This window comes from Streptomyces sp. NBC_00846, assembly GCF_045207325.1.
Classification (GTDB): domain Bacteria; phylum Actinomycetota; class Actinomycetes; order Streptomycetales; family Streptomycetaceae; genus Streptomyces.
This window is the reverse complement of the sequence record NZ_CP108846.1, coordinates 6,129,574-6,149,388: the sequence shown is the minus strand read 5'-3', so window position 1 is coordinate 6,149,388 and position 19,815 is coordinate 6,129,574. Positions and strand designations below refer to the sequence as shown.

18 protein-coding genes are annotated in these 19,815 nt (G+C 70.8%); 9 read left to right on the top strand and 9 right to left on the bottom strand.

Annotated elements, in window-relative coordinates; translation table 11 throughout:
• Nucleotides 1–619: 619 nt before the first annotated feature.
• Together OG936_RS28290 and OG936_RS28285 are read right to left on the bottom strand one after the other, a co-directional pair.
• Nucleotides 620–1,678 (bottom strand): VWA domain-containing protein, encoded by a 1,059-nt coding sequence (locus OG936_RS28290; protein WP_406498458.1) that lies wholly within the window; start codon nt 1,676–1,678, stop codon nt 620–622.
• A 196-nt stretch (nt 1,679–1,874) separates the two neighbouring features.
• Nucleotides 1,875–2,492: a TOPRIM nucleotidyl transferase/hydrolase domain-containing protein gene (locus tag OG936_RS28285; RefSeq protein WP_406498456.1), complete on the bottom strand. Its 618-nt coding sequence runs from the start codon at nt 2,490–2,492 to the stop codon at nt 1,875–1,877.
• A 380-nt stretch (nt 2,493–2,872) separates the two neighbouring features.
• On the opposite strand from OG936_RS28285, the gene OG936_RS28280 reads away from it, so the two are divergent.
• The 6 genes from OG936_RS28280 (at nt 2,873) to OG936_RS28255 (ending at nt 7,931) form a co-directional block, all read left to right on the top strand.
• Nucleotides 2,873–3,508, top strand: a complete 636-nt coding sequence (locus OG936_RS28280) for an ArsR/SmtB family transcription factor (protein WP_406498454.1) — start codon at nt 2,873–2,875, stop codon at nt 3,506–3,508.
• Nucleotides 3,505–4,746 carry an MFS transporter gene (locus tag OG936_RS28275; RefSeq protein WP_406498452.1) on the top strand — a complete coding sequence of 414 codons (1,242 nt, stop codon included), beginning with the start codon at nt 3,505–3,507 and terminating at the stop codon, nt 4,744–4,746. The genes OG936_RS28280 and OG936_RS28275 overlap by 4 nt, the downstream gene beginning before the upstream one ends.
• 234 nt (nt 4,747–4,980) lie before the next feature.
• On the top strand, nt 4,981–6,951 hold the full coding sequence (locus OG936_RS28270; RefSeq protein WP_406498450.1) for a beta-N-acetylhexosaminidase family protein: 1,971 nt from the start codon (nt 4,981–4,983) through the stop codon (nt 6,949–6,951).
• A gap of 127 nt (nt 6,952–7,078) precedes the next feature.
• Nucleotides 7,079–7,543, top strand: a complete 465-nt coding sequence (locus OG936_RS28265; protein ID WP_406498448.1) for a beta galactosidase jelly roll domain-containing protein — start codon at nt 7,079–7,081, stop codon at nt 7,541–7,543.
• A complete protein-coding gene (locus OG936_RS28260; protein ID WP_406498446.1) occupies nt 7,486–7,755 on the top strand; it encodes a beta galactosidase jelly roll domain-containing protein in 270 nt (89 codons plus the stop codon). The genes OG936_RS28265 and OG936_RS28260 overlap by 58 nt, the downstream gene beginning before the upstream one ends.
• Complete coding sequence (locus tag OG936_RS28255) at nt 7,704–7,931, top strand: hypothetical protein (RefSeq protein ID WP_406500641.1); 228 nt, start codon at nt 7,704–7,706, stop codon at nt 7,929–7,931. Before OG936_RS28260 ends, OG936_RS28255 begins: the two co-directional genes overlap by 52 nt.
• 159 nt (nt 7,932–8,090) lie before the next feature.
• On the opposite strand, the gene OG936_RS28250 is transcribed toward OG936_RS28255, so the two are convergent.
• From OG936_RS28250 to OG936_RS28220, 7 genes are all read right to left on the bottom strand, one after another.
• Nucleotides 8,091–8,939 carry a hypothetical protein gene (locus OG936_RS28250; RefSeq protein ID WP_406498444.1) on the bottom strand — a complete coding sequence of 283 codons (849 nt, stop codon included), beginning with the start codon at nt 8,937–8,939 and terminating at the stop codon, nt 8,091–8,093.
• Between the two features lie 85 nt (nt 8,940–9,024).
• The gene (mnhG, locus tag OG936_RS28245) at nt 9,025–9,378 is read right to left on the bottom strand and encodes a monovalent cation/H(+) antiporter subunit G (RefSeq protein WP_406498442.1); all 354 of its coding nucleotides are present in this window, start codon (nt 9,376–9,378) and stop codon (nt 9,025–9,027) included.
• Complete coding sequence (locus OG936_RS28240; protein WP_406498440.1) at nt 9,375–9,779, bottom strand: monovalent cation/H+ antiporter complex subunit F; 405 nt, start codon at nt 9,777–9,779, stop codon at nt 9,375–9,377. The genes mnhG and OG936_RS28240 overlap by 4 nt, the downstream gene beginning before the upstream one ends.
• Entirely contained in the window at nt 9,776–10,399 is a 624-nt protein-coding gene (locus OG936_RS28235) for a Na+/H+ antiporter subunit E (RefSeq protein ID WP_406498439.1), read from the bottom strand. Before OG936_RS28235 ends, OG936_RS28240 begins: the two co-directional genes overlap by 4 nt.
• On the bottom strand, nt 10,396–12,048 hold the full coding sequence (locus OG936_RS28230; protein ID WP_406498437.1) for a Na+/H+ antiporter subunit D: 1,653 nt from the start codon (nt 12,046–12,048) through the stop codon (nt 10,396–10,398). The genes OG936_RS28235 and OG936_RS28230 overlap by 4 nt, the downstream gene beginning before the upstream one ends.
• Complete coding sequence (locus tag OG936_RS28225) at nt 12,045–12,689, bottom strand: Na(+)/H(+) antiporter subunit C (RefSeq protein WP_383760601.1); 645 nt, start codon at nt 12,687–12,689, stop codon at nt 12,045–12,047. The genes OG936_RS28230 and OG936_RS28225 overlap by 4 nt, the downstream gene beginning before the upstream one ends.
• Nucleotides 12,686–15,613 (bottom strand): Na+/H+ antiporter subunit A, encoded by a 2,928-nt coding sequence (locus OG936_RS28220; protein ID WP_406498435.1) that lies wholly within the window; start codon nt 15,611–15,613, stop codon nt 12,686–12,688. Before OG936_RS28220 ends, OG936_RS28225 begins: the two co-directional genes overlap by 4 nt.
• A gap of 591 nt (nt 15,614–16,204) precedes the next feature.
• On the opposite strand from OG936_RS28220, the gene OG936_RS28215 reads away from it, so the two are divergent.
• From OG936_RS28215 to OG936_RS28205, 3 genes are read left to right on the top strand one after another with little or no spacing between them, the layout of a single operon-like run.
• On the top strand, nt 16,205–18,979 hold the full coding sequence (locus tag OG936_RS28215) for a nitrate- and nitrite sensing domain-containing protein (protein ID WP_406498434.1): 2,775 nt from the start codon (nt 16,205–16,207) through the stop codon (nt 18,977–18,979).
• On the top strand, nt 18,976–19,413 hold the full coding sequence (locus OG936_RS28210) for a roadblock/LC7 domain-containing protein (protein ID WP_383760606.1): 438 nt from the start codon (nt 18,976–18,978) through the stop codon (nt 19,411–19,413). The genes OG936_RS28215 and OG936_RS28210 overlap by 4 nt, the downstream gene beginning before the upstream one ends.
• Nucleotides 19,410–19,814 carry a DUF742 domain-containing protein gene (locus OG936_RS28205; RefSeq protein WP_406498432.1) on the top strand — a complete coding sequence of 135 codons (405 nt, stop codon included), beginning with the start codon at nt 19,410–19,412 and terminating at the stop codon, nt 19,812–19,814. The genes OG936_RS28210 and OG936_RS28205 overlap by 4 nt, the downstream gene beginning before the upstream one ends.
• Nucleotide 19,815: the final 1 nt, after the last annotated feature.

The window sequence follows — 19,815 nt, the reverse complement described above, 5'->3', positions numbered from 1 at the left end:
AGACGTCGGACCGCGCGACGAAGAGGGTGCCCACCAGGAAGGCGAGCGCCGCCCCGGTCTACCCCCACGGCGGCGCAGGTCCCAGCAGGCGCAGCACGAGGGCCGCCGAACTCGTCGCCGTCAGGGCGGCGTTGCGTATCAGGTGCGTCATGAACGGCTCTTCGTCCGGTTCGCCGAAACAACGCGCAGGGCACGCTCAGGTCGCGGCGTACGACGCCTCCGACGTTGAAGGTGAGGACCAGGCCCGGGACACCGTGATCACGGCGCCGGGCAGGACGAGCGGCCGGCACAGCAGCAGCCCCGCCACCGAACGGACGACTTCCGGCGCCGGCCGGGGTCCGGGGCGCCGGTGCGGCATGGGTGGGGTTCGGGTACGGCAGATCGCGGCAGACCCGGTTCACGGCTGCGCCCAGGCCGAGGTCGACGCCGTGGAGTCAGCAGGAGAGTCTCACCGCACCCCAGCACCATCCCAGCACGGGAACAAGCCAAGCGCCCGACTCCGAGGAGTCGGGCCCTTCCCGACCTGCGCATTTGACAAAAGCGACGCTGTGATATATTAACCGCCGCTTTATATTAAAGGTGGTCCTGGACCACCCGCTCTGCACCTTTTTCTTGAATTTCAGAGCATGATGAGCAGACGCGTCTTCGGCTTGAGCTTTCTATTCACCGAACGGCTCTGCACGTACACCTCCAACTTGGGATTGTTCCCGGCTTTCACGGAGACGGTCCCCTGGATGCCCGTACCGAACAGAAGGCTGCGCGCCGCATCGCCCGTATAGGCGCGGTCGGTGTCCTTCTCGACCACAATGACTTCTTTATCGGGCTGAACCTGCACCCGGGTGCCCAACTGGTAGTAACAAGAACCGCGTTCGTACGTCACGCCCGGATGCGAATCGACGAAGGATCGAATTTCGACCTCCTTGTCGACCTTCAGGAGTCGATACCTGTCCGCCGAGATCGGTTCGAGGTTCGCTCGCACCTCGTCGACCGATATGTCCTGGCCGACGGCGAACAGGTTCTTCGTACCGCGCACGCCCTGCTCGCGGCCCCGGAGGAAGCTGGTGGCGGCGGCGCGCACGGTGCCGATCGCCTCCTCGACACCCTCTTTGGAATCCGCGTCCCAGATGGCGATGTTTCCGGCCGGGAAGCCGTAGTTCTGGGCGGTTCGCTTCGCCAGGGAGTTCGGAACGAGGATCGCGGAAGTCCAGTGGCCCGGAAGCGCGCCCATCTTCGCCGCGATCTTGTCGAGCCAGGGGCCGAGGATGGCCATGTCGCCGTCGTGTCGCCTGTCGCCGCCGGAGGCGTTCTCCTCGCCGTCCGTCACCACGATCTGAAGGAAACTGTGCTCGCCGTACTCCTCCCAGATATGGTCCAGGTCGTCCAGTGATTTCAGCGAGGCCTCGATGAGCGCCGTAGCACCATTGTTGACCTTGTACAGACCCCGCATGGACGGCAGATGCTTCACGTCCATGTCCCAGACCAGGTTCTCCACTTTGTGGTCGAAGGAGTAGAGGCTGATCCGGGTCTCATGGCCGAGGCTGTCCGACTCGGTTTTCAGACCTGCCACGAACTCGTCCACGACGCGGATGAGTTGATGCTGGTGCGGATGCATGGAACCCGAACAGTCCACTACCAGCGCGACGTGATTCACCTTGTGCTGGATCTTGTTGGTGGACACGCTTCCACTCCCTTTCCGAGGCTCCCCGAGTGATGGTTTCACCCTAGGGGGAGGCACTGACAGTGGAGTCCGACGGCCGATCGTCCGCCTGTTCCGTGGCAGAATCCGGCCAACTCGCGACAATCGCGGCCACCTTGCACGTCTGCGCAAAGGGAATGCCGGTGTCGATGACCCATATCGGGCGTCGCCCCAGCGGTCAGAGGCCGGCGAGGAGGTCGTCGAGTGGGGCGGGTACGCGGTCGGGGTCGAGTGCCTCGACGAGAAGGCGGCCGTAGCGGATCTTGCGCCCCTTCTTCGTGCCGAGGAAGCGCCGCAACTGCTGCTGCGAGGTGCGGCCCCGCTGTGCGGGCTGGTGCAGGAAGGTCTGCAGGGCGCGCAGGTCGCCCTCCGCCCGGACGACCTCCTCCACCCGTGTCACGCCCAGCGCGCGGATGAGCTCGTCCTCCAGGTCCGCCGCGCAGACGAAGAACCCGTGCGGTGCCGCACCGGCCCGCTCCCAGCCGCGGGCGTAGTAGCCAAGCTCCGCCTCGTCGCACAGTCCCGTGAGGCGGAGGTCCAGGCCGGGTGGGCCGAGGAGTTGGGCGAAGCGCCCGACGCTCATCGCACCGCCCATCGGCAGGACGCATACGCCTTCGTCCGCCAGGCTCCGCCCGCGGCTCGCGGCCAGCGCGCCGACCGCCGCGACATCGCTCGGGCCTTCCAGCAGGACGGCCTTCCGGACGGACAGCCGCGCGGCCAGCTCACGCGCCGGTTCGCCGGGGCCGCCGGCCGCCCACGCGGTGACCGCCTCCAGGAACAACCGCATGTCAGCCATGAGGCCGAGTCTCCGCCCTTCCCGGCCACCACGCCAGAGAATTTCCGGCGGCGCGTCGATCGGCGGTGAGCAATCGATCGGCGGTGAGCAGGTGAGCAGTCGGGGCGACGGTCGAACGCGGTCGCGCAGCGTGGGGAGCACACAGAACAGGGCACCGGCCGCTCCTCGTCATGAGAGCGGACCGGTCAGCGGAATCGTGGACTGGTTGACGTCACCCCGATCACGCGGGCGATCCGTGCCGAGGTCGAGATCTCGCGGCAGTAGTGCCGGCCGGATCCGTCCGGCGCACGGCGTTGGACGCCCGGCCCGAAGTCTCGCCACTCCAGGACGACTTCACAACATCTCTTTCGAAACAACTGTTGCAGGTCTAGCCTCGGCGCATGGTCGCTTCCTCTGCTGCCCCCGTCGAGTCCGCTGCTGCACCCGTCGAGTCCGCGGAGCGGGACATCGAGCTCGACACCGCTGCCCTGCGCGTACTTGCTCACCCGTTGCGCCTGAGCGTGCTCGGCCTGCTGCGCGACCGTGGTCCGTCCACCGCCACCCGGGTCGCCGACGAGTTCGGCATCAATCCGGGTGCGGCCAGCTACCATCTGCGTCGCCTCGCGTCCGGTGGGCTCATCGTGGAGGAGCCGGACCGTGGCACCGGCCGCGAACGGTGGTGGAAGTCCGCCCATCGCCAGTCGGTCCACGATCCTGCGACCGGGTCCGCGGAGCAGCGCGAGGCCGGACGCGGGTACACCCACGCAGTGGCCCTTGCCGCCGCGGATCGGCTGCGCAGGTCCGCGCAGGAGGTGGCCCTGCTTCCGCGGGAGTGGCTCGACGTCGCCACCTACAGCGACTTCCTCCTGCATCTGACTCCGGGCGACGTGGACCGGATGCGGGCGGAGATCTTCGAGGTGATCTCGCGATATCGCCAGAGTGCGAGTGAGGCGCCCGAGGGCTCCTCTCCGGTGACGCTGCAAGTGCAGGCGTTTCCGGTGCCCGGGACGGCCGTGCCGCCGGCCGGTGACGCGTGAGCGCGCACGACGTGGCCGCGTCCACGCGGCCTGCCTACCGGGACGTCAATGTCCTGCGCTGGCTGAGCGCCTATACGGCTTCGGTCACTGGCGACGTCGTGTACTTCCTTGCCCTGTCCTGGGCCGCCACTCGCGCCGGCGGTCCCTCGCAGGTGGGCCTGGTGGTCGCGGCCGGGGCGCTTCCCCGGGCGGTGCTCATGCTCGGCGGGGGCGTGGTGGCCGACCGGTTCGGGCCACGCCGCGTCGCTGTCGCCGGCGACGCGGTTCGCTGTGCGGTGATCCTCGCCGCCGCCGCTGCCATGATGTTCGCGTCCCCGCGGGTATGGCTGCTGGCCGCGGTCGCGTTGGTCTTCGGCGCGGTGGACGCGGTGTTCATGCCGGCGGTGGGCGCGCTCCCGCCGCACATCACGACGCCCGATCAACTCGCCCGGGTCCAGGGAATGCGAGGACTGTCGATCCGGCTGAGCAATGCCGTCGGCCCCGTCATCGCGGGAGCCGTCCTGGTGATCGGCGGCGCGGCGGGCGCGTTCACAGCCGCAGGCGTTCTCTTCGCCCTCTCGCTGGCCACCCTGCTCACCGTACGGATCGCTCCTTCGGTAAGAACCCCTCAGCACGCCTCCGCCTGGAGTGAGTTGGGTGACGGCTTGCGGTACGTCCGCCGCCGCCGGATGCTCGCACCACTGGTCACGGTGATCGGGCTGAGTGAGATGTGCTTCAGCGGTCCGGTCGCCACCGGCCTGGTGCTCCTGGCGGACGAACGCGGCTGGGGCGCCTCGGGCATGGGATGGATCGCAAGCGCGTTCAGCGTCGGAGCCGCAGCCTCGGCGTTGCTGCTCACCGTGTCGGCCCGGATACCGCGTCCGGGGCCTGCGATGTCCGGCGCGTTGCTCGTCACCGCTGCGGGAGCCGTCGGCCTGGGTCATGCGCCCGCACTTCCCGCCGCCGTGATGTTCGGGGCCTTGATCGGCCTGACCAGCGGCTTCACCACGACCGTGACCGGTGCCCTGATCCAGACGGAGACCGACCCGCGATACCTCGGCCGGGTCACCTCGGTCACGACCCTGTGCACGCTGGGCCTCGCGCCCGCGCTCTTCCCGGCCGCCGCCATCACGGTAGCCCTCTGGGGAGCGGACGTGTTCTTCGCCGGATGCGGCGTGATCTGCCTGCTCGCCGCGCTGCTCGGCTTCGCTGCCCCCGCGATACGGAACGCCGAGCTCCGATCCCCCAAGTCCGCGTAGCCGCTGGGCTGTTGACCTGCCTCCGGTCTCACACCGTGATATCGACGTCCAGGTTCGCCCGGAGGCCGGGTCCGGGTGATGTACCGGACGCGGCACCCACCCTTCTCCGATGGCTCGACATCCAACACAACTAAACGTCTAGACCAAACAGGATCGCACGGAAGCCCTTGACGGTCCGGCCCGGTTGCGGGATTCTCCTGAGCGCTTCGCTGGTTTAGACCACTTGGAGAATCTGTGAGACGTCGCAATGTGACATCGGTCGCCTGCCTGCTGGCCGCGGCGACCGCCGCACTGTGCCTGGCATCACCCTCCAGCTCCGCCCGCGCGGCCGGCCCGGGCGGCTCTGCCGCCCTCCCGCCGGTCTCACCCAACCCGCAGTCCATCAGCCGCTCCGGCTCCGACGCCGTCGTCACGGGCCGTGTGCTCGTCGTGGCCGACGAGCGGACCGACGCCGCGGCCCTCGGCCGCCTGGTCGAGGAACTCAAGGCGCACGGCGCCGGGCGGGTGGACGTCGTCGCACCCGGCAACGTGCCCCCGGCCGCCGCCGGTCTGCTCACCGTGCGGCTCGGGCCCGCCGCCCGCCCGGACGTCGCCCGCGAACTCGGCACCACGACCGCTCCCGACCACGCCGAGGGTTACGCCCTGCGGGTTTCGGCGCACAGGCCCGGATCGGCGATCGCCCTCGGCGGCACGGACGCCACCGGACAGTTCTACGCCGTGCAGACACTGCGCCAGCTGTTCGTACGCGCCGGTGACGACTGGAAGGTGGCCGGCGCGCAGGCCACCGACTTCCCCTCGATGCCGCTGCGCGGCACCATCGAGGGCTTCTACGGACAGCCGTGGACACACGCCGAACGGCTGGACCAGATGGACTTCTACGGCGATGTGAAGGCCAACACCTACGTCTACGCCCCCAAGGACGACCCGTACCACCGCAGCAAGTGGCGCGACCCCTACCCGGCCGACAAGCTCGCCCAACTGGGCGAGTTGGTTCGGCGCGCCACCGCCAACCACGTCCGCTTCACCTTCGCGGTCTCCCCGGGCGAGTCGATCTGCTACTCCGACCCGGCCCATCGCAAGGACCTCGCCGCCAAGCTCCAGGCGATGTACGACCTGGGCACGCGGGCGTTCTCCATCCCGCTGGACGACATCAGCTACACCCGATGGAACTGCGCCGGCGACAAGGCGGCGTTCGGCGAGCCGGGCCGTCAGGCAGCCGCGACGGCACAGGCCGACCTCCTCAACGACGTACAGCACTCCTTCATCGCCACCCACCCGGGCGCGCAGCCGCTGCAGATGGTGCCGACCGAGTACGGCGACCTGACCGACACCGCCTACAAGCAGACCCTGCGCACCACGCTGGACCCCGCGATCGAAGTGATGTGGACCGGTACCGACGTCGTGCCGCCCAGCATCACCGACCAGCAGGCCGAAGGGGCGGCGAAGCTGTTCGGGCGCAAGGTGTTCGTGTGGGACAACTATCCCGTCAACGACTACGGGAACACCAGTGGACGGCTGCTCCTCGCGCCGTACGACAAGCGTGAGGCAGGACTGTCGGCGCACCTCACCGGCATCGTGGCCAACCCCATGAACCAGCCGTACGCAAGCAAGGTCGCCGTCTTCGGCGCGGCCGACTTCACCTGGAACGACACGGCGTACGACGCACGCGCCAACTGGCGCCGCGCCATGGCCTACCTCGCGGGCGGCGACCGGGCGGCGACCGACGCCCTGCTGGTGTTCGGCGACCTGGAGCACCTGGCGCCCACCTTCGGCGCCACGCCCTGGCAGCCGCAGGCTCCCGAACTCGCCCGCCGGACAGCGGATTTCTGGGCCTCCTGGGACACCGGCGACCGGGACGACGCCGTGCGCGAACTGCGCACGTACGCCACCGCGATCCGCAACGCGCCCGCGGTCATCCGCGAGGGCTCCGTCCAGCCCGGATTCGTCACCGACGCCGGGCCCTGGCTCGACGCCACCGGGCTGTGGGGCGACGCGACCGTGACGATGCTGGACGCACTCGACGCCTGGAGCGCGGGCGACAAGGACACGGCCACTCAACAGCTCGCCGCATCACAACGTCTGCGGGAACAGGCACGCGCCGTGCGCGTCGACCCGCCGCGCAACACCTGGGGCAGCGTCCAGCCCAAGGTCGGCGACGGCGTGCTCGACACCTTCCTCACGCAGGCGGAGACCCGCATGCGATAGGCCCCGGCCCCGCGCACGGATGAACCGCACCATGAGCACACCAGCGAAAGGGCGTTCATGACGAAGCATTCCCACCGGCTGCGCGGCCGCCCGCGCGTCGCACGACGGCGGCCTGGCGACCGGTCTCGTGTACGGATTCCACGAGGGCGACACCTGGTACCGCGGGCACTACACGCCGACCGCCGCCGGCAGCACCGTCAAGGTCACGGTGAAGACCGGCACGGCCGGTCACGCTCTCATCTGGCTGAACGGTCACTATCTCGGCGCCCAGGGCGACGGCAGCGCCACCCACCTCGTCCCCGAGGGACTGGTGGAGCCGGGCAAGCCCGCCGTACTGGCCGTACTCGTACGGAACATGGGCCAGTACGAGGACTGGAGTTCCGACGGCCGGTCCAAGGGCCGACGGGCCTCGCCGACGTGGACATCGCCGGCGCGGGCAGGGTCGGCTGGCGGATTCAGGGCGCTCTCGGCGGGCCGAAGCCCGTCGACACCGCTCGCGGGCTCTGCAACAACGGAGGCCTGTACGGGGAGCGCATGGGCTGGCATCTGCCGGGCGCACCGGACTCGTCGTGGCCGCGGACGAACTCCTTGAAGAGCGAGCGCCCGGGTGCGCGGTGGTACCGGACCACGGCCCGGCTCGACCAGCCCCAGGGTACGGACGCGGCGGTCGGCCTGCGGATCAACGACGCCGAGGCAGCACAGGCAAGTACCGCGTCCAGGTCTTCGTCAACGGCTGGAACACCGGCCAGTACATCAACGATGTCGGTCCCCAGAAGGAGTTCGTCATCCCGTCCGGCTTCCTGAAGCCGCACGGCGACAACTCCATCACACTGGCGCTCACCGCCGAGCAGAGCGGCGTCGGACCCGACTCGGTCGAGCTGGTGAACCAGGGCACCGTGCTCGGAGGCGTACCCGGCAAGCAGAACGCCTCGCCCGGCTACGAAGCGCTGTTCGGCACGGGCACGGCACGAAGGAACTGACCTGCCGACCGAGCCGTGCCCGCCCCGATCGCGCAAAGCGCTGGGGCGGGCACGGCTCCGGGCACGGCTCCGGACGTGGTCCTGCGCTTGGTCCTGCGCTTGGTCCCGGCCATCGGTATGCCGGCCGGCCGGGGTGCCGAGACCGCCGGTCGCGGCTGTTCACCCGGGTGTCGGCCGGTCCGGGCGGTGCTGGTGGCCGACGTCGCGGACGAGGTCCAGGCCGAGGACGCGGTCGAGATGGGCGAAGGTCTCGAATTTGGCGCCGGGCGGCACGTCGGACCGTCCCGCCACATCCGCCAGCAGATCGAGAACGGCGGTGACGTCGAGATCCTCGACGAGCGCCGCGTGCGACTCCCGCAGCAGATCGGCGGGGATCGGCCGGGACGGCTCCTGCGCCCAGTCCGCGACCTGCCGGCGCCACTGCCGCAGTGTCCCCCGGGCCTCGGCCAGCGCCGCACCGGTGACCGTGACCGGCATGGCGTACGGGCGGTGGAGCAGCAGCAGCCGCACGGCCAGGGGATCGGCGGTCTCGGGCACGCGTACATCGGGCCTGTCCGGGGAGAGGAGGTGACCGGGGTCGGGCACGCCCTCCTCCAGCAGGACCGTGCTGACCCGGCCCACCTCGATCCGGCCCCCGCCCGTGGCGTCGCCGGTGTCGGTGCCCTGGGCGACCACGTGCACGTCGGCGGGGCCGCCGAGTGCCGCGTCCGGGTGGTGGGCTCCGACGACAGCGGGTGGATGGATGCCGAGCACCGCCATGACGCGGTCGAGCGCCCGGGCTTGATCGGGCGTCAGTTCCGGGGTGGTGAGGGCGGTGACGACCTGGAGGCCGTTCAGCTCCGCGGTGCGCGCCAGTACGTCACCGACCAGCGGCACCCGCAGGTGTACCGGGCCGATCCCGGTGCCGGTGACGAGGGCCGGCAGATGGACACAGCTGCGCAGCAGGTGGCGCGGCGCGGCGGGGACTTCCACGAGGTGGCCGGTGCGGGTGTCGGTGATACGCAGCATGATGCGGAGGCTAGTCCCGGACGCCGCCCGCGCGTGGGAGAACGGGGCGGGGAGTCCGCCCGTCGTCCCCGGCGCGGCCCCGGTCTCAGTGCTTCTCGGTCAACTGCTCGTCCAGTTCGTCGAGGAGCAGCTCCCTGTGGTCGATCTGGCCGGTCCGGTAGGCGGATCGCGCCACCAGGTGGGCGGCGACCGGACTGGTCATCAGCTGGAAGAAGCCGATCAGCGCCAGGGTGGCGAGATCCATGCCGCTGCGCAGCCGCAGGGCCACCCCGGCGAGGACCAGGAGCATGCCGAGGGTCTGCGGTTTCGTGGCGGCGTGGCTGCGGGACAGCACGTCCGGCAGCCGCAGCATTCCGATCACACCGAGCAGGGAGATCGCCGCACCGATGAACACCAGCAGCGCGCCGGCCGTGTCGAGGATCTGGAACCAGACGTTCACCGTGTTTCCCCCTCGGTCCCGCCCGTACCCTCGCGTCCCTCGCGTCCCTCGCGTCCGTTGCGTCCCTCGCGTCCGGTGCGTCCCTCGCCACCGGTTCCGCCCGCTTCCCGTCGCGGTACCGGCCGGTCGCGCGTGGCGATGAAGCGGGCGATTCCGACCGACCCCGTGAACCCGAGGAAGGCCAGCACCAGCATGATCGGGAAGTAGAACGGCTCGCGCGCGAAGGCGCACTTGGCGCCCAGGCCCGCGATGATGAGGGCGGCACACACATCGAGTGAGAGGGCCCGGTCCAGCATGGAGGGGCCCAGCCAGATCCGGGTGAGGAGCCCCGCCCCGGCGATGACGATCACGACGACAGCCGCGGTGAGCAGCGCCTGGTCGACGTTCTCCGGCCCACTCATGCGCTGTCCCCCCTGCCGTGCCCGGTCGGCGACGGCGGTTCGGCGACGCGGGCGATCTCGTCGGGTGTGCCGAAGGCCCGTACGGTCAGCTCCTCCATACGCCAGACGGAGCGTCGCGCCGCATCGAGTACGGCGGGTCTGTCCGCGTCGAGGACGTGCACGAAGACGGTGGCCGTGGCGCGGCGTACCTCGACGACCGATCCGCCGGGCACGTTCGACACGGCGACGGCGGTGGCCGCGAGCATCAGGTCGGAGCGGCAGCGCAGCGGTACGGCGATGACGGCGGCCCGGTGCGGGTGGTCGACGAAGATCTGCCGGGTGACCCGTACGCCCGAGGTGTACATGTCGTAGAGCAGATAGCCGGCGAGCATCAGGATGCCCCAGGGGTGCAGGCGGAGCCCGAGGTCGACCCGGGGCAGCGGGAAGGCCAGGCAGACGGCGACCGCGACGACCGCGCCGATCAGTACGTTGGCCCAGTTCAGGCTGGACCAGAGCAGCACCCAGATGAAGGTGAGCCAGGCGATCAGCGGGAGGTCGAGCACGCGTCCCCGCCCGCCGAACTCGCAGCTGAAGGGGGGCAGGTCCTTGTTCCGGAAGGACAGCTTGACGATGCGTTTCACCGGCCGAGCACCGCCTCCGTATAGGGGGTGCGTGCGAGGAGTTCGGCGGCCGCGCGGTCGGTGTAGGAGGTCAGCGGTCCGGCGAACACGGTGAAGGCGAGCCCGAGGACGACGGCTGCCGCGGTGGCCGCGGTCATCGGCAGCGGCAGTTTCGTGGTGGTGGTGACGGCGTGTCCGTGCAGGGTGGCCGCGACCGCGAGCCCGGCGGGCTCGTGGCGGGGGCGGACCGGTTCGTCGCCGCTGCCGGGGATGTGGTCGGGGCCCTCGTCGATGTCGTCGTCCTCTTCGGAGTCGGACTCCAGGACGGCGCCGGCCGCGGCCTGCCCCGGGGGCGCGGCCCGCCAGAACGCCAGGTTCCAGACCTTGGCCATCACGTACAGCGTGAAGAGGCTGGTCACCGCCGATCCGGTGACCAGGAGCCAGGCCCAGACGCTGCCGTCGGCGACGCCGGCCCGCATCAGTCCGAGCTTGCCGATGAAGCCGGACAGCGGCGGGATGCCGGCCAGGTTCATGGCGGGTACGAAGAACAGGACGGCGAGCAGGGGGGATGCCTTGGCCAGTCCGCCGATCCGGGTGAGTTCGTTGGTGCCGCCCCGGCGTTCGATGAGCCCCGCCACCAGGAAGAGCGTGGTCTGGACGGTGATGTGGTGGGCGACGTAGACGATCGCGCCGCCGTACGCGTCCCGGGTGGCGAGGCCGATACCGAAGACCATGTAGCCGATGTGGCTGATGAGTGTGAAGGACAGCAGCCGCTTCAGGTCGGTCTGGGCGACGGCTCCGAGGATGCCGACGACCATCGAGGCGAGCGCGGCGGCCATCAGCAGGTCGCCGAGCCGGTTGCCGGGGAAGAGCAGCGTCTCCGTGCGCAGCATGGAGTACACACCGACCTTGGTGAGCAGACCGGCGAAGACCGCGGTGACGGGGGCGGGCGCGGTCGGATACGAGTCGGGGAGCCAGGCGGCGAGCGGGAAGACGGCGGCCTTGATGGCGAAGACGGTGAGCAGCATCGCCTGGATCAGGGTCTGCACCCCGAGCGGGAGCGCGGCGAGCCGGCCGGCCAGTTGCGCGAAGTTGGCGGTGCCGGTCGCCGCGTAGGTCATGGCGATGGCGGTGAGGAACAGCATCGACGAGAACAGCGAGATGATCACGTACGTGGAGCCCGCGCGGATGCGGGGTCCGGTGCCGCCGAGGGTGAGCAGGACGAAGCTGGCGACGAGCATGATCTCGAAGCCGACATAGAGGTTGACGAGGTCACCGGCGAGGAAGGTGCAGGAGACGCCGGCGACCAGGATCAGATAGGCGGGGTGGAAGACCGCGACGGGTGTTTCCTCGTCCCGGTCGGCCATGCCCTGGCCCAGGGAGTAGACGAGCACGCAGAGCGTGATGGCGGAGGAGACGGTCAGCATCAGTCCGGACAGCCGGTCGGCGACCAGGGTGATGCCGAGCGGCGGCGCGAAGTCGCCGAGGTTGACGGAGAGCGGGCCGCGGGTGTCGGCGACGATCATCAGCGTGAGGGAGAGCCCGAGCACGGCGGTGAGCACGGCGACGCTGACGAGGCGCTGGATCTGCTTGAGCCGGGTGCCGACGGCGAGGCTCAGGCCGGTGGCGCAGAGCGGCAGCAGCACCGGCAGGGGGACGAGTGCGTTCATCCGGTGTCTCCCGGGTCGGCGTGGGGGTGGGGCCGTTTCTGGGGGTCGTCCTCGGGGGCGGTGTCGGGACGGGGCCGTTTTTGGGCGTAGTCCTCGGGGTCCGCGCCCAGTACGTCGTGCCAGAGGTCCCCGGTGGCGTACCGGCCCCGGGCCTGGAGGGCGCGGTCGGCGCGCAGTCTGGCCCGCAGGCGGCGTCGTTCCTCGCGGTACCGGGCGCGTTCCTTCTCCGTGACGTCCGGGGCGGCCCGGTAGCGTTCGCGCAGTTCGTCCCGCTTCCCCAGCACCTCGGTGCGCAGTGCGATGCGCCGGTCCTCGTCGTCGTCGTGGACCTCGTCGGTGCCGGTCAGCTGGTGGCCGCGGTAGGCCATGGCGAGGAGGAACGCCGTGGTGGCGAGGGTGATGACGATCGCGGTGAGCGCGATGGCCTGCGGCAGGGGGTCGGTGACCTCCCGCAGCGGGACGCCGTACAGGAGCGCTTCCCGGCCGGCCGTTCCGGTCGCGGCGAGGATGAGCAGATTGATGCCGTTGCCCGCGATCACCGCGCCGAGCAGGATGCGGGTGAGGGGCCGGGTGAGCATGAGGATGCCGCCGACCGCGCACAGCACGGCGGCGGTCGCCAGGAGCGAGAAGCTCACCGTCATCCGGTGGGGCCTCCTGTCCCGGGTGCGGCTCCCGGTGGGGTGCCGGTGCGCGCGGCGGCGGCCCTTTCGAACGCCGCGCGCTCGATCTGCCGGTCGATCTTGGCGCCGAGCGCGCGCACGATGTCCAGCACCACGCCCAGGACCAGCAGATAGACCCCGAAGTCGAAGAGGACCGGGGTGCCCAGGTGGTAGGCGCCGATCAGGGGCAGTCGGCCGTGGTGGGTCCAGGCGTCCAGGACCGTTCCCTCGGTGAAGCCGAGCAGGGCGACGCTCGTGGAGATGAACAGCCCCAGACCGGTGAAGAGTCCGGGTTGCAGGGGTGCGGCCTCGGCGAGTTCGAAGCGGCCGCCCGCCAGGTAGCGGGTGATCAGGGCGAGCCCGCCGACGAGCCCGCCGACGAAGCCGCCGCCCGGCATGTTCTCGGCGCAGAACAGCAGGTACAGCGAGAGCACCAGAACGGGGTGGAACAGCAGCCGGGCCACGACCTCGAAGACGATCGAGCGGTGCTCGGGGGCGAGCGTGGACCCGGCCGCGAGCCAGCCGCGCTCCGGTGCCCCTTCGTCTCCGTGCGGAAGCCCCGTCATCTCGGGGGCCGTCAGTGACCAGGCGGTACGTCCCCGCGTCTCTTCCCGCAGCGACGGGTCCTCGGCGCGACGGTGCAGATAGATCAGGCTCGTCACGCCGATCGCCGCCGCGGCGAGCACGGCGGACTCCCCCATGGTGTCCCAGGCGCGCAGGTCCACCAGGATGGTGGCCACGACGTCCTTGAGCCCGTGGCGGGCGGTCTCCTCCACCATGGCCGCGCCCGCCGGGTTCGCCGTACGCGCAGCCGCCGCGACCCACACCACCACGCCGAGCGTCGCCGCCGCGGCCAGCGCGACCGGAATGCGTACGGCACGCCGCCAGCTGCCGACCGACTCCTGGAAGTGCACCGGCATCCGCCGCAGCACCAGCACGAACACGATCATCGACACGGTCTCGACGCAGAACTGGGTGAGCGCCAGGTCCGGGCCGCCCTGGACGACGAAGAGCAGTGCGGCGCCGTATCCGGTCAGTCCGGCCAGGACCACGGCCTTCATCCGCCGGCTGACGGTGAGACAGAGCAGGGCGGCCGCGCAGGTCAGCACGGCGACGGCGCCCTGCAGCGGGAAGTCCCAGATCTTCGGGGCGGCCGCCCCGTGCCAGGGTCTGTCCACGCCGAGGACGGTGAGCTGGCCGGCCAGCATCACGAGCAGGGTGGTAGCGAGGTACATGGAGAGCGAGCCGCGCTGGACGAAGCCGGTGAGCTGGAGGGAGAGCCGTTCCAGGCCGAGCAGCAGATGTCCGAAGACGCTGTCGGCGGTGGGCCAGGCGATCCGCCGGGACAGCCGGGTGACGGTGGTGCGGGCGGCGAAGAGCAGCACGCCGCCCGCCAGAGCGGCGGCCGAGAGCAGCAGGGCGGTCCCGAATCCGTGCCAGAGCGCGAGGTGGTAGGGATGCGCGGACGGGGGGAACGCGTCCGCGTACGCGCCGAGCAGCCGGTCCGTCCAGCCGACGCCGGGTCCGAGCACCAGCCCGCAGACCGCGAGCACGGCGGGCGGCGCGAGGAACCACGCGCCGACCCGGTGGACCGGGGTGTCCTCGACCTCGGGCTTACGGGCGAAGGCGCCCCAGACGAACCGCACGGTGTACGCGACGGTCAGCGCCGAGCCCGCCACCGTGACGCCCAGTGCCCAGCGGTCGGCGGTGTCACCGTGCAGCAGCGCCTCGAACGCGGCCTCCTTCGCGGCGAAGCCGAGCAGCGGGGGCAGGGCCGCCATGGACGCGGCGGCGAGAACCGCGACCGCGCAGACGTGCGGCAGCGCCCGTCCGACGCCGGAGAGTCCGCGCAGATCACGGGTGCCGGCCGCGTGGTCGACGATGCCGGTGACGAGGAACAGCGGCGCCTTGAACAGGGCGTGGCCCAGGATCATGACGGCGGCGGCCAGCGCCGTGTCCCGGTTGCCGACCCCGGCGAGCAGGGTGAGGAAGCCGAGCTGGCTGACGGTGCCGTAGGCGAGGACGAGCTTCAGGTCGTTCAGGCGCAGCGCCCGCCAGCCGCCGAGCAGCATGGTCGCGGCCCCGAGGACGATCACGACGGGCCGCCAGACCGGCACGTCGGCGAAACCGGGGGCGAGCCGGGCAACCAGGTAGACACCGGCCTTCACCATCGCGGCGGCGTGCAGATAGGCGCTGACGGGGGTGGGTGCGGCCATGGCGTTCGGCAGCCAGAGGCTGAACGGCCAGATCGCCGACTTCGACAGCGCCCCGCACAGGATCAGCACCACGGCGACCGAGACGGCGAGGCTCGTCGGGGGCGGGTCGGCGAGGATGGCGGAGATCCGGTACGTGCCCGCCGACTGACCGATCATCAGGAAGCCGACGAACATCGCGAGGCCACCGAGTGTGGTCACGGTGAGCGCCTGGAGCGCGCAGCGACGGCTGTGTTTCCGCTCGCTGTCGTACCCGATCAGCAGGTACGAGAAGACCGTGGTCAGCTCCCAGAACACATAGAGCGAGATCAGGTCGTCGGCGAGGACCAGGGCGAGCATGGCACCCGCGAACGCGAGGAGGTTCCCGGCGAAGCCGGCCAGTTGTGGGGTTCCGTCGGTGAAGTACGAGGCGCAGTAGAGCAGGACGAGCGTGCCGATTCCGGCCGCGAGCAGCACCATGAGCTCAGCGAGCGCGTCGAGCCTCAGATCGACGGTGACGTCGTACGCCGGCATCCACCGCCACGACCAGCTGACCGAGCCGCCGGAGGCGGCGGTGTTCCACTGCGTGGCCGCCCACACGGTGGCGGCGGCCGGTGGCAGCGCCAGCACGACGAAGGCGCGCGTGCCCAGCGCTCGTACCAGCGGTCGCGCGCAGGCGGCCAGGACGAAGTGGCAGACGATGAGCGCGGTCATACGGCCCCGAGGGGCGTCCCGTGCCCGCGGGGAGCGGGGGTCCGGGGCCCGGATGAGGCATTACAGGCAAAGGGCACTAAATACAGATATATCCCTGATCGCGCTTCACCCGTACGGCGCGCCGCGCTCCGCCCGGCGTGCTGCGTTCACCTGTGCTCGCCGCAGACCCGCGCCGCCGTTCACCCGTGCTCGCCGCAGACCCCGCTGTGATCGCGGTACGGCGTGATTCCGGTGCGCCCGCAGCCGCACGGCATCACCCGGGTCCGCGGGTCACTGGGGGCTGATCGGAGGCCACCGGTGACCTTTCCGGGTCGGTTCATGACTCCGTACGGACCCCCAACATCCCCCGTGATCACCGGCCCGCTGCTCGAACCGGCCCGTCCCGGTCCCGATCAGGCACTCCGGACCGCCGTGGCGGAGTTGTGTGTGATCAGCGATGCACTTGTGAGCCCGCTTTCTCTTCTTTTTTGCAGTGTGACTAATATCGATCTGTCGAAGTTCTCAACGGATTTGACCAGTCGTGAGGCTGGCATCATCGTCAAGGAGCACGCCCTGCGCACGCGCGCCTCACGGCGGACCCAATCGACCACCATGTCGTTGCGGACAGCCCTGCTCGTACTGGCCATCGTCCCCGGCGTAGCCCTGGCCGCCCTCTGGGCCGTCACCAGCGGCCAGACCCTGCTGGACTTCCAACGCCAGGCAGCCCAGGGACAGTTGGCCCAGAAGGCGGGCCAGCCGTCCAACATCGTCTATTACAACCTGCAGGAGGAGCGCCGGCTCAGCGCCGAGGCGCTCGCCCGGCACAAGGGCTCGACCGATGCGCTGGAGCAGCAGCGCAAGAAGACCGACGAGGCGATCAAGAGCTTTCAGTCGCTCTCCGACGTGGCGACCGGCGACGCCCCCGCCGAGGTCCGCGACGCGGTCGGCACGGCCCGTGAGGCGATCAACCGACTGCCCGCCCAGCGCACCCTCGTGGACGAGGGCGGCGCCGATCAGCAGAAAGTCGTGTACGGCTACTACACGGACCTGATCGCGGTCGACCTCGAACTCTTCACCGCGCTCAGCCATGTCGACAACGGCCGGATCACCACGCTCTCGCAGCCGCTCGTCGACCTGTTCTGGACCAAGGAGATGATCTCCCGTTCGGACGCGCTGCTGGCACGCGGCTGGTCCGCGGGGAAGCTGAGCAGCGAGGACCTGCGACAGGTCCGGGAGGCCGTGTCCGGACAGCCGCTCCAGTACTCCACCAAGGTCGTCCCCTACCTGCCGTCGGACGAGAGGGCCATGTGGGAGGAGATCACCCGCAGTCCGGCCTGGAAGACCAAGACGCGGGTGGAGAACGAGGTGCTGCGGCCGGCCGATGCCGACGTCGCGGGCTTCGTCGCGGTCGGCGCCGACGAGAAGACCTGGCGCGGCGCGATGGACGAGCTCTCTCCGCAGATCGAGAAGCTGCTGGAGCACCGCACCGCTCTCGTGGTCGAGGAGGGCAAAGGCAGTGTGCTGTCACTGCTGTTCAAGATGGTGCTGACCACGGTGGTCGGTCTGGTGGCCGTGATCGCGGTCATCTGGACCACCTGGCGCCTCACCCGTAACCTCCGCCGCCGCATCGGCAGGCTGCAGGAGCGGGCCGAGGAGCTGGAAAAGGCGCTGCCCGACGTTGTCGAGCGGCTGGGCAAGGGCGAGCGCATCGATGTCGAGGCCGAGGCCCGCGCCATCGAGCGCGACGACAAGGGCGACAAGGGCGACGAGCTGACCCAGCTCGGCGACGCGCTCAACCTGGCACGCACCAGTGCGCTGGCAGCGGCCGTCAAACAGGCCGATCAGCACCGCGGATTCGAGCGGCTGCTCCAGCGCATCGCGCGCCGCACCCAGCAGTTGATCGGCCAGCAGCTGAAGAAGCTGGACGAGCTGGAGCGCAAGCACGAGGACCCCGAGGTGCTGGACGGCCTCTTCGACCTCGACCACCTCACCGCCCGGCTGCGGCGGTACGAGGAGAACCTGGTGATCCTCGCGGGCGGCTCCCCGCACCGGCGCTGGCGCAAGCCGGTTCCGCTGCTGGACGTGATGCGTTCCGCCCAGGGCGAGGTGCAGGACTACCGGCGTGTGGTGCTGGACCTGGACGGCAGCCCCTGGCTGTCGGAGCGGGCCGTCGGACCGGTCTCGCACGTGCTGGCCGAGCTCATGGAGAACGCGCTCAGCTTCTCCCGGCCGCCCTCCCCGGTCGAGGTCAGAGCCGCCAAGGTGAGGCGCGGTCTGGCCATCGAGGTCGAGGACCGGGGCCTGGGGATGGAGGAGGACCAGCTGGCCGCGGCCAACGAGCTGATGGTCCGGCCGCCCCGGATGGACGTGCTCGCCCACTCCGACGACATCCGGCTCGGTCTGTACGTGATCGCACGGCTCGCGGACCAGCACGGCCTGCGGGTGGAGTTCCGTTCCTCGCCGTACGGCGGTACGCGGGTGGTCGTGCTCGTCCCCGACGAGCTCATCGTCTCCGAGCCGCAGTCCGGCCCGGTCGGCGTGCCCTCCTCCGCTCCCGTACCCGCCGCCCCTGCGGCGGCCCAAGTACCGGGTGACGCGCTGCCGACCCGCGTCCAGGGACAGGCACTGGCCGGAGTCACCGCGCTGAACGCGGCGGGAGCGCCCTACGCCACCCCGGAGCAGCCGTACGCGGCGCCGGAGAACCCGGTCCCGGCTCAGGACGAGCCGTACGGGACGCCCACCGACCCGTACAACGCACCGCCCGCACCTGCGGCGCCCACCGCGCACCGCACGGCACACGAGACCCCGTACAACGCGGCCGAACAGCCGTACATGACGGCGGCCGGCCAGTACCCCGTGGACCAGCCGCCGTACCCGATGCCGCAGGAGACGTACGCGATGCCCGAGGAGCCGTACCCGGCTCCCCAGCAGCCGCACGCCGCTCCGTACCCCTCGGGCGCCGGGACGGACCGTCCCCGCCTCCCGATCCCCGGGCCCCGGCAGTCCGGGCCGGACGTCGCCCGCCCCGCGCAGCTGCCGGTGTCCGTGCCCGACCATCCGGCGCCGCCGGAACCGGACGCCCTGCGCCCGGAGAGCGGGTCCGGCCGGCCCGCCCTTCCCGCGCCCGGTGCGGAGCCACCGCTGCCGCGCCGGGTACGACAGGCCAGCCTGGTGGACGAGCTGCGGATCGACCCGGCCGCCCGGCCCGCCGCGGCCACGCCGCCGGGCCCGTCCGAGAACCCACAGCCGCGACCGGCCCCGCGCCGGGCCGGAGCGGCGATCGGAGCGTTCCAGCGCCGCTCCCGCGCGGCCCGCGCGACCGACGGGACGACGACGCAGCCCGCTCCACCCGCCACCCCCCTCCCTACGAGAGAAGAACGGTCATGACACGCACAACCGCCACTCACCAGGATCTCGACTGGCTGCTCGACGGTCTGGTGGACTCGGTGGCCGAGACCCGGAACGCCGTGCTGCTCTCCGACGACGGTCTGGTGGTGAGCCACTCGCGCACCATCGACCGTGCCGACGCCGAGCGGCTGGCCGCCATCTGCACCGGTCAGCAGAGCCTGGCCCGCGGCGTCGGGCAGCTCTTCGACGGCGGCGGCGTCCACCAGGTGATCGTCGAACTCGCCGACCTCTGGCTCTTCATCATCTCGGCCGCCCAGGGCACCCACCTGGCCGTGATCGCCTCCCAGGAGGTGGACGCCGAGATCATGTCACTCGCCATGCACAACCTCGTCCAGCAGGTCGGCCAGAAGCTCGGCACCCCGGCCCGTGGTGAGTTCGACGCCTTCGGATCCGGCAACGGGCCACGCGCGTGACCCCGCACTGGGAGGAGGAGGCCGAGGAGGACGGGGCGGGCTCGATGGTGCGCCCGTACACCATCACCCGGGGCCGGACCGCTCCCGAGCGGGACGACTTGACCCTCATCACGGTACTGACGACCGCGCAGGACCCGCGGGACGAGCACGGTACGCCGATCCTGCCGGGAAGGCTCCAGCCGGAGCACCGGCTGATCCTTGCGCGCTGCCGCCGCCCGTCCGCGGTCGCCGAGGTCGCGTCCGGCCTCGGCCTCCCGGTGTCGGTGACCAAGATCCTGCTGGCCGACCTCGTCGCCCAGGGCCTCCTGCTGGCCCGTGCCCCGCTCTCGGTGGCGCGGGCGGCCGGCGGGGCCCGGATGGGCCTGCTGGCCACCGTTCGTGACGGACTCCGGAGACTCTGAA

Coding starts and splice junctions, on each gene's coding strand:
- OG936_RS28215 (WP_406498434.1), top strand. CDS start 16,205: ATGTCGTTGCGGACAGCCCTGCTCGTACTGGCCATCGTCCCCGGCGTA.
- OG936_RS28210 (WP_383760606.1), top strand. CDS start 18,976: ATGACACGCACAACCGCCACTCACCAGGATCTCGACTGGCTGCTCGAC.
- OG936_RS28225 (WP_383760601.1), bottom strand. CDS start 12,689: ATGACGGTGAGCTTCTCGCTCCTGGCGACCGCCGCCGTGCTGTGCGCG.
- OG936_RS28250 (WP_406498444.1), bottom strand. CDS start 8,939: ATGCTGCGTATCACCGACACCCGCACCGGCCACCTCGTGGAAGTCCCC.
- OG936_RS28285 (WP_406498456.1), bottom strand. CDS start 2,492: ATGGCTGACATGCGGTTGTTCCTGGAGGCGGTCACCGCGTGGGCGGCC.
- OG936_RS28260 (WP_406498446.1), top strand. CDS start 7,486: ATGGGCTGGCATCTGCCGGGCGCACCGGACTCGTCGTGGCCGCGGACG.
- OG936_RS28280 (WP_406498454.1), top strand. CDS start 2,873: ATGGTCGCTTCCTCTGCTGCCCCCGTCGAGTCCGCTGCTGCACCCGTC.
- OG936_RS28240 (WP_406498440.1), bottom strand. CDS start 9,779: ATGAGTGGGCCGGAGAACGTCGACCAGGCGCTGCTCACCGCGGCTGTC.
- OG936_RS28220 (WP_406498435.1), bottom strand. CDS start 15,613: ATGACCGCGCTCATCGTCTGCCACTTCGTCCTGGCCGCCTGCGCGCGA.
- OG936_RS28230 (WP_406498437.1), bottom strand. CDS start 12,048: ATGAACGCACTCGTCCCCCTGCCGGTGCTGCTGCCGCTCTGCGCCACC.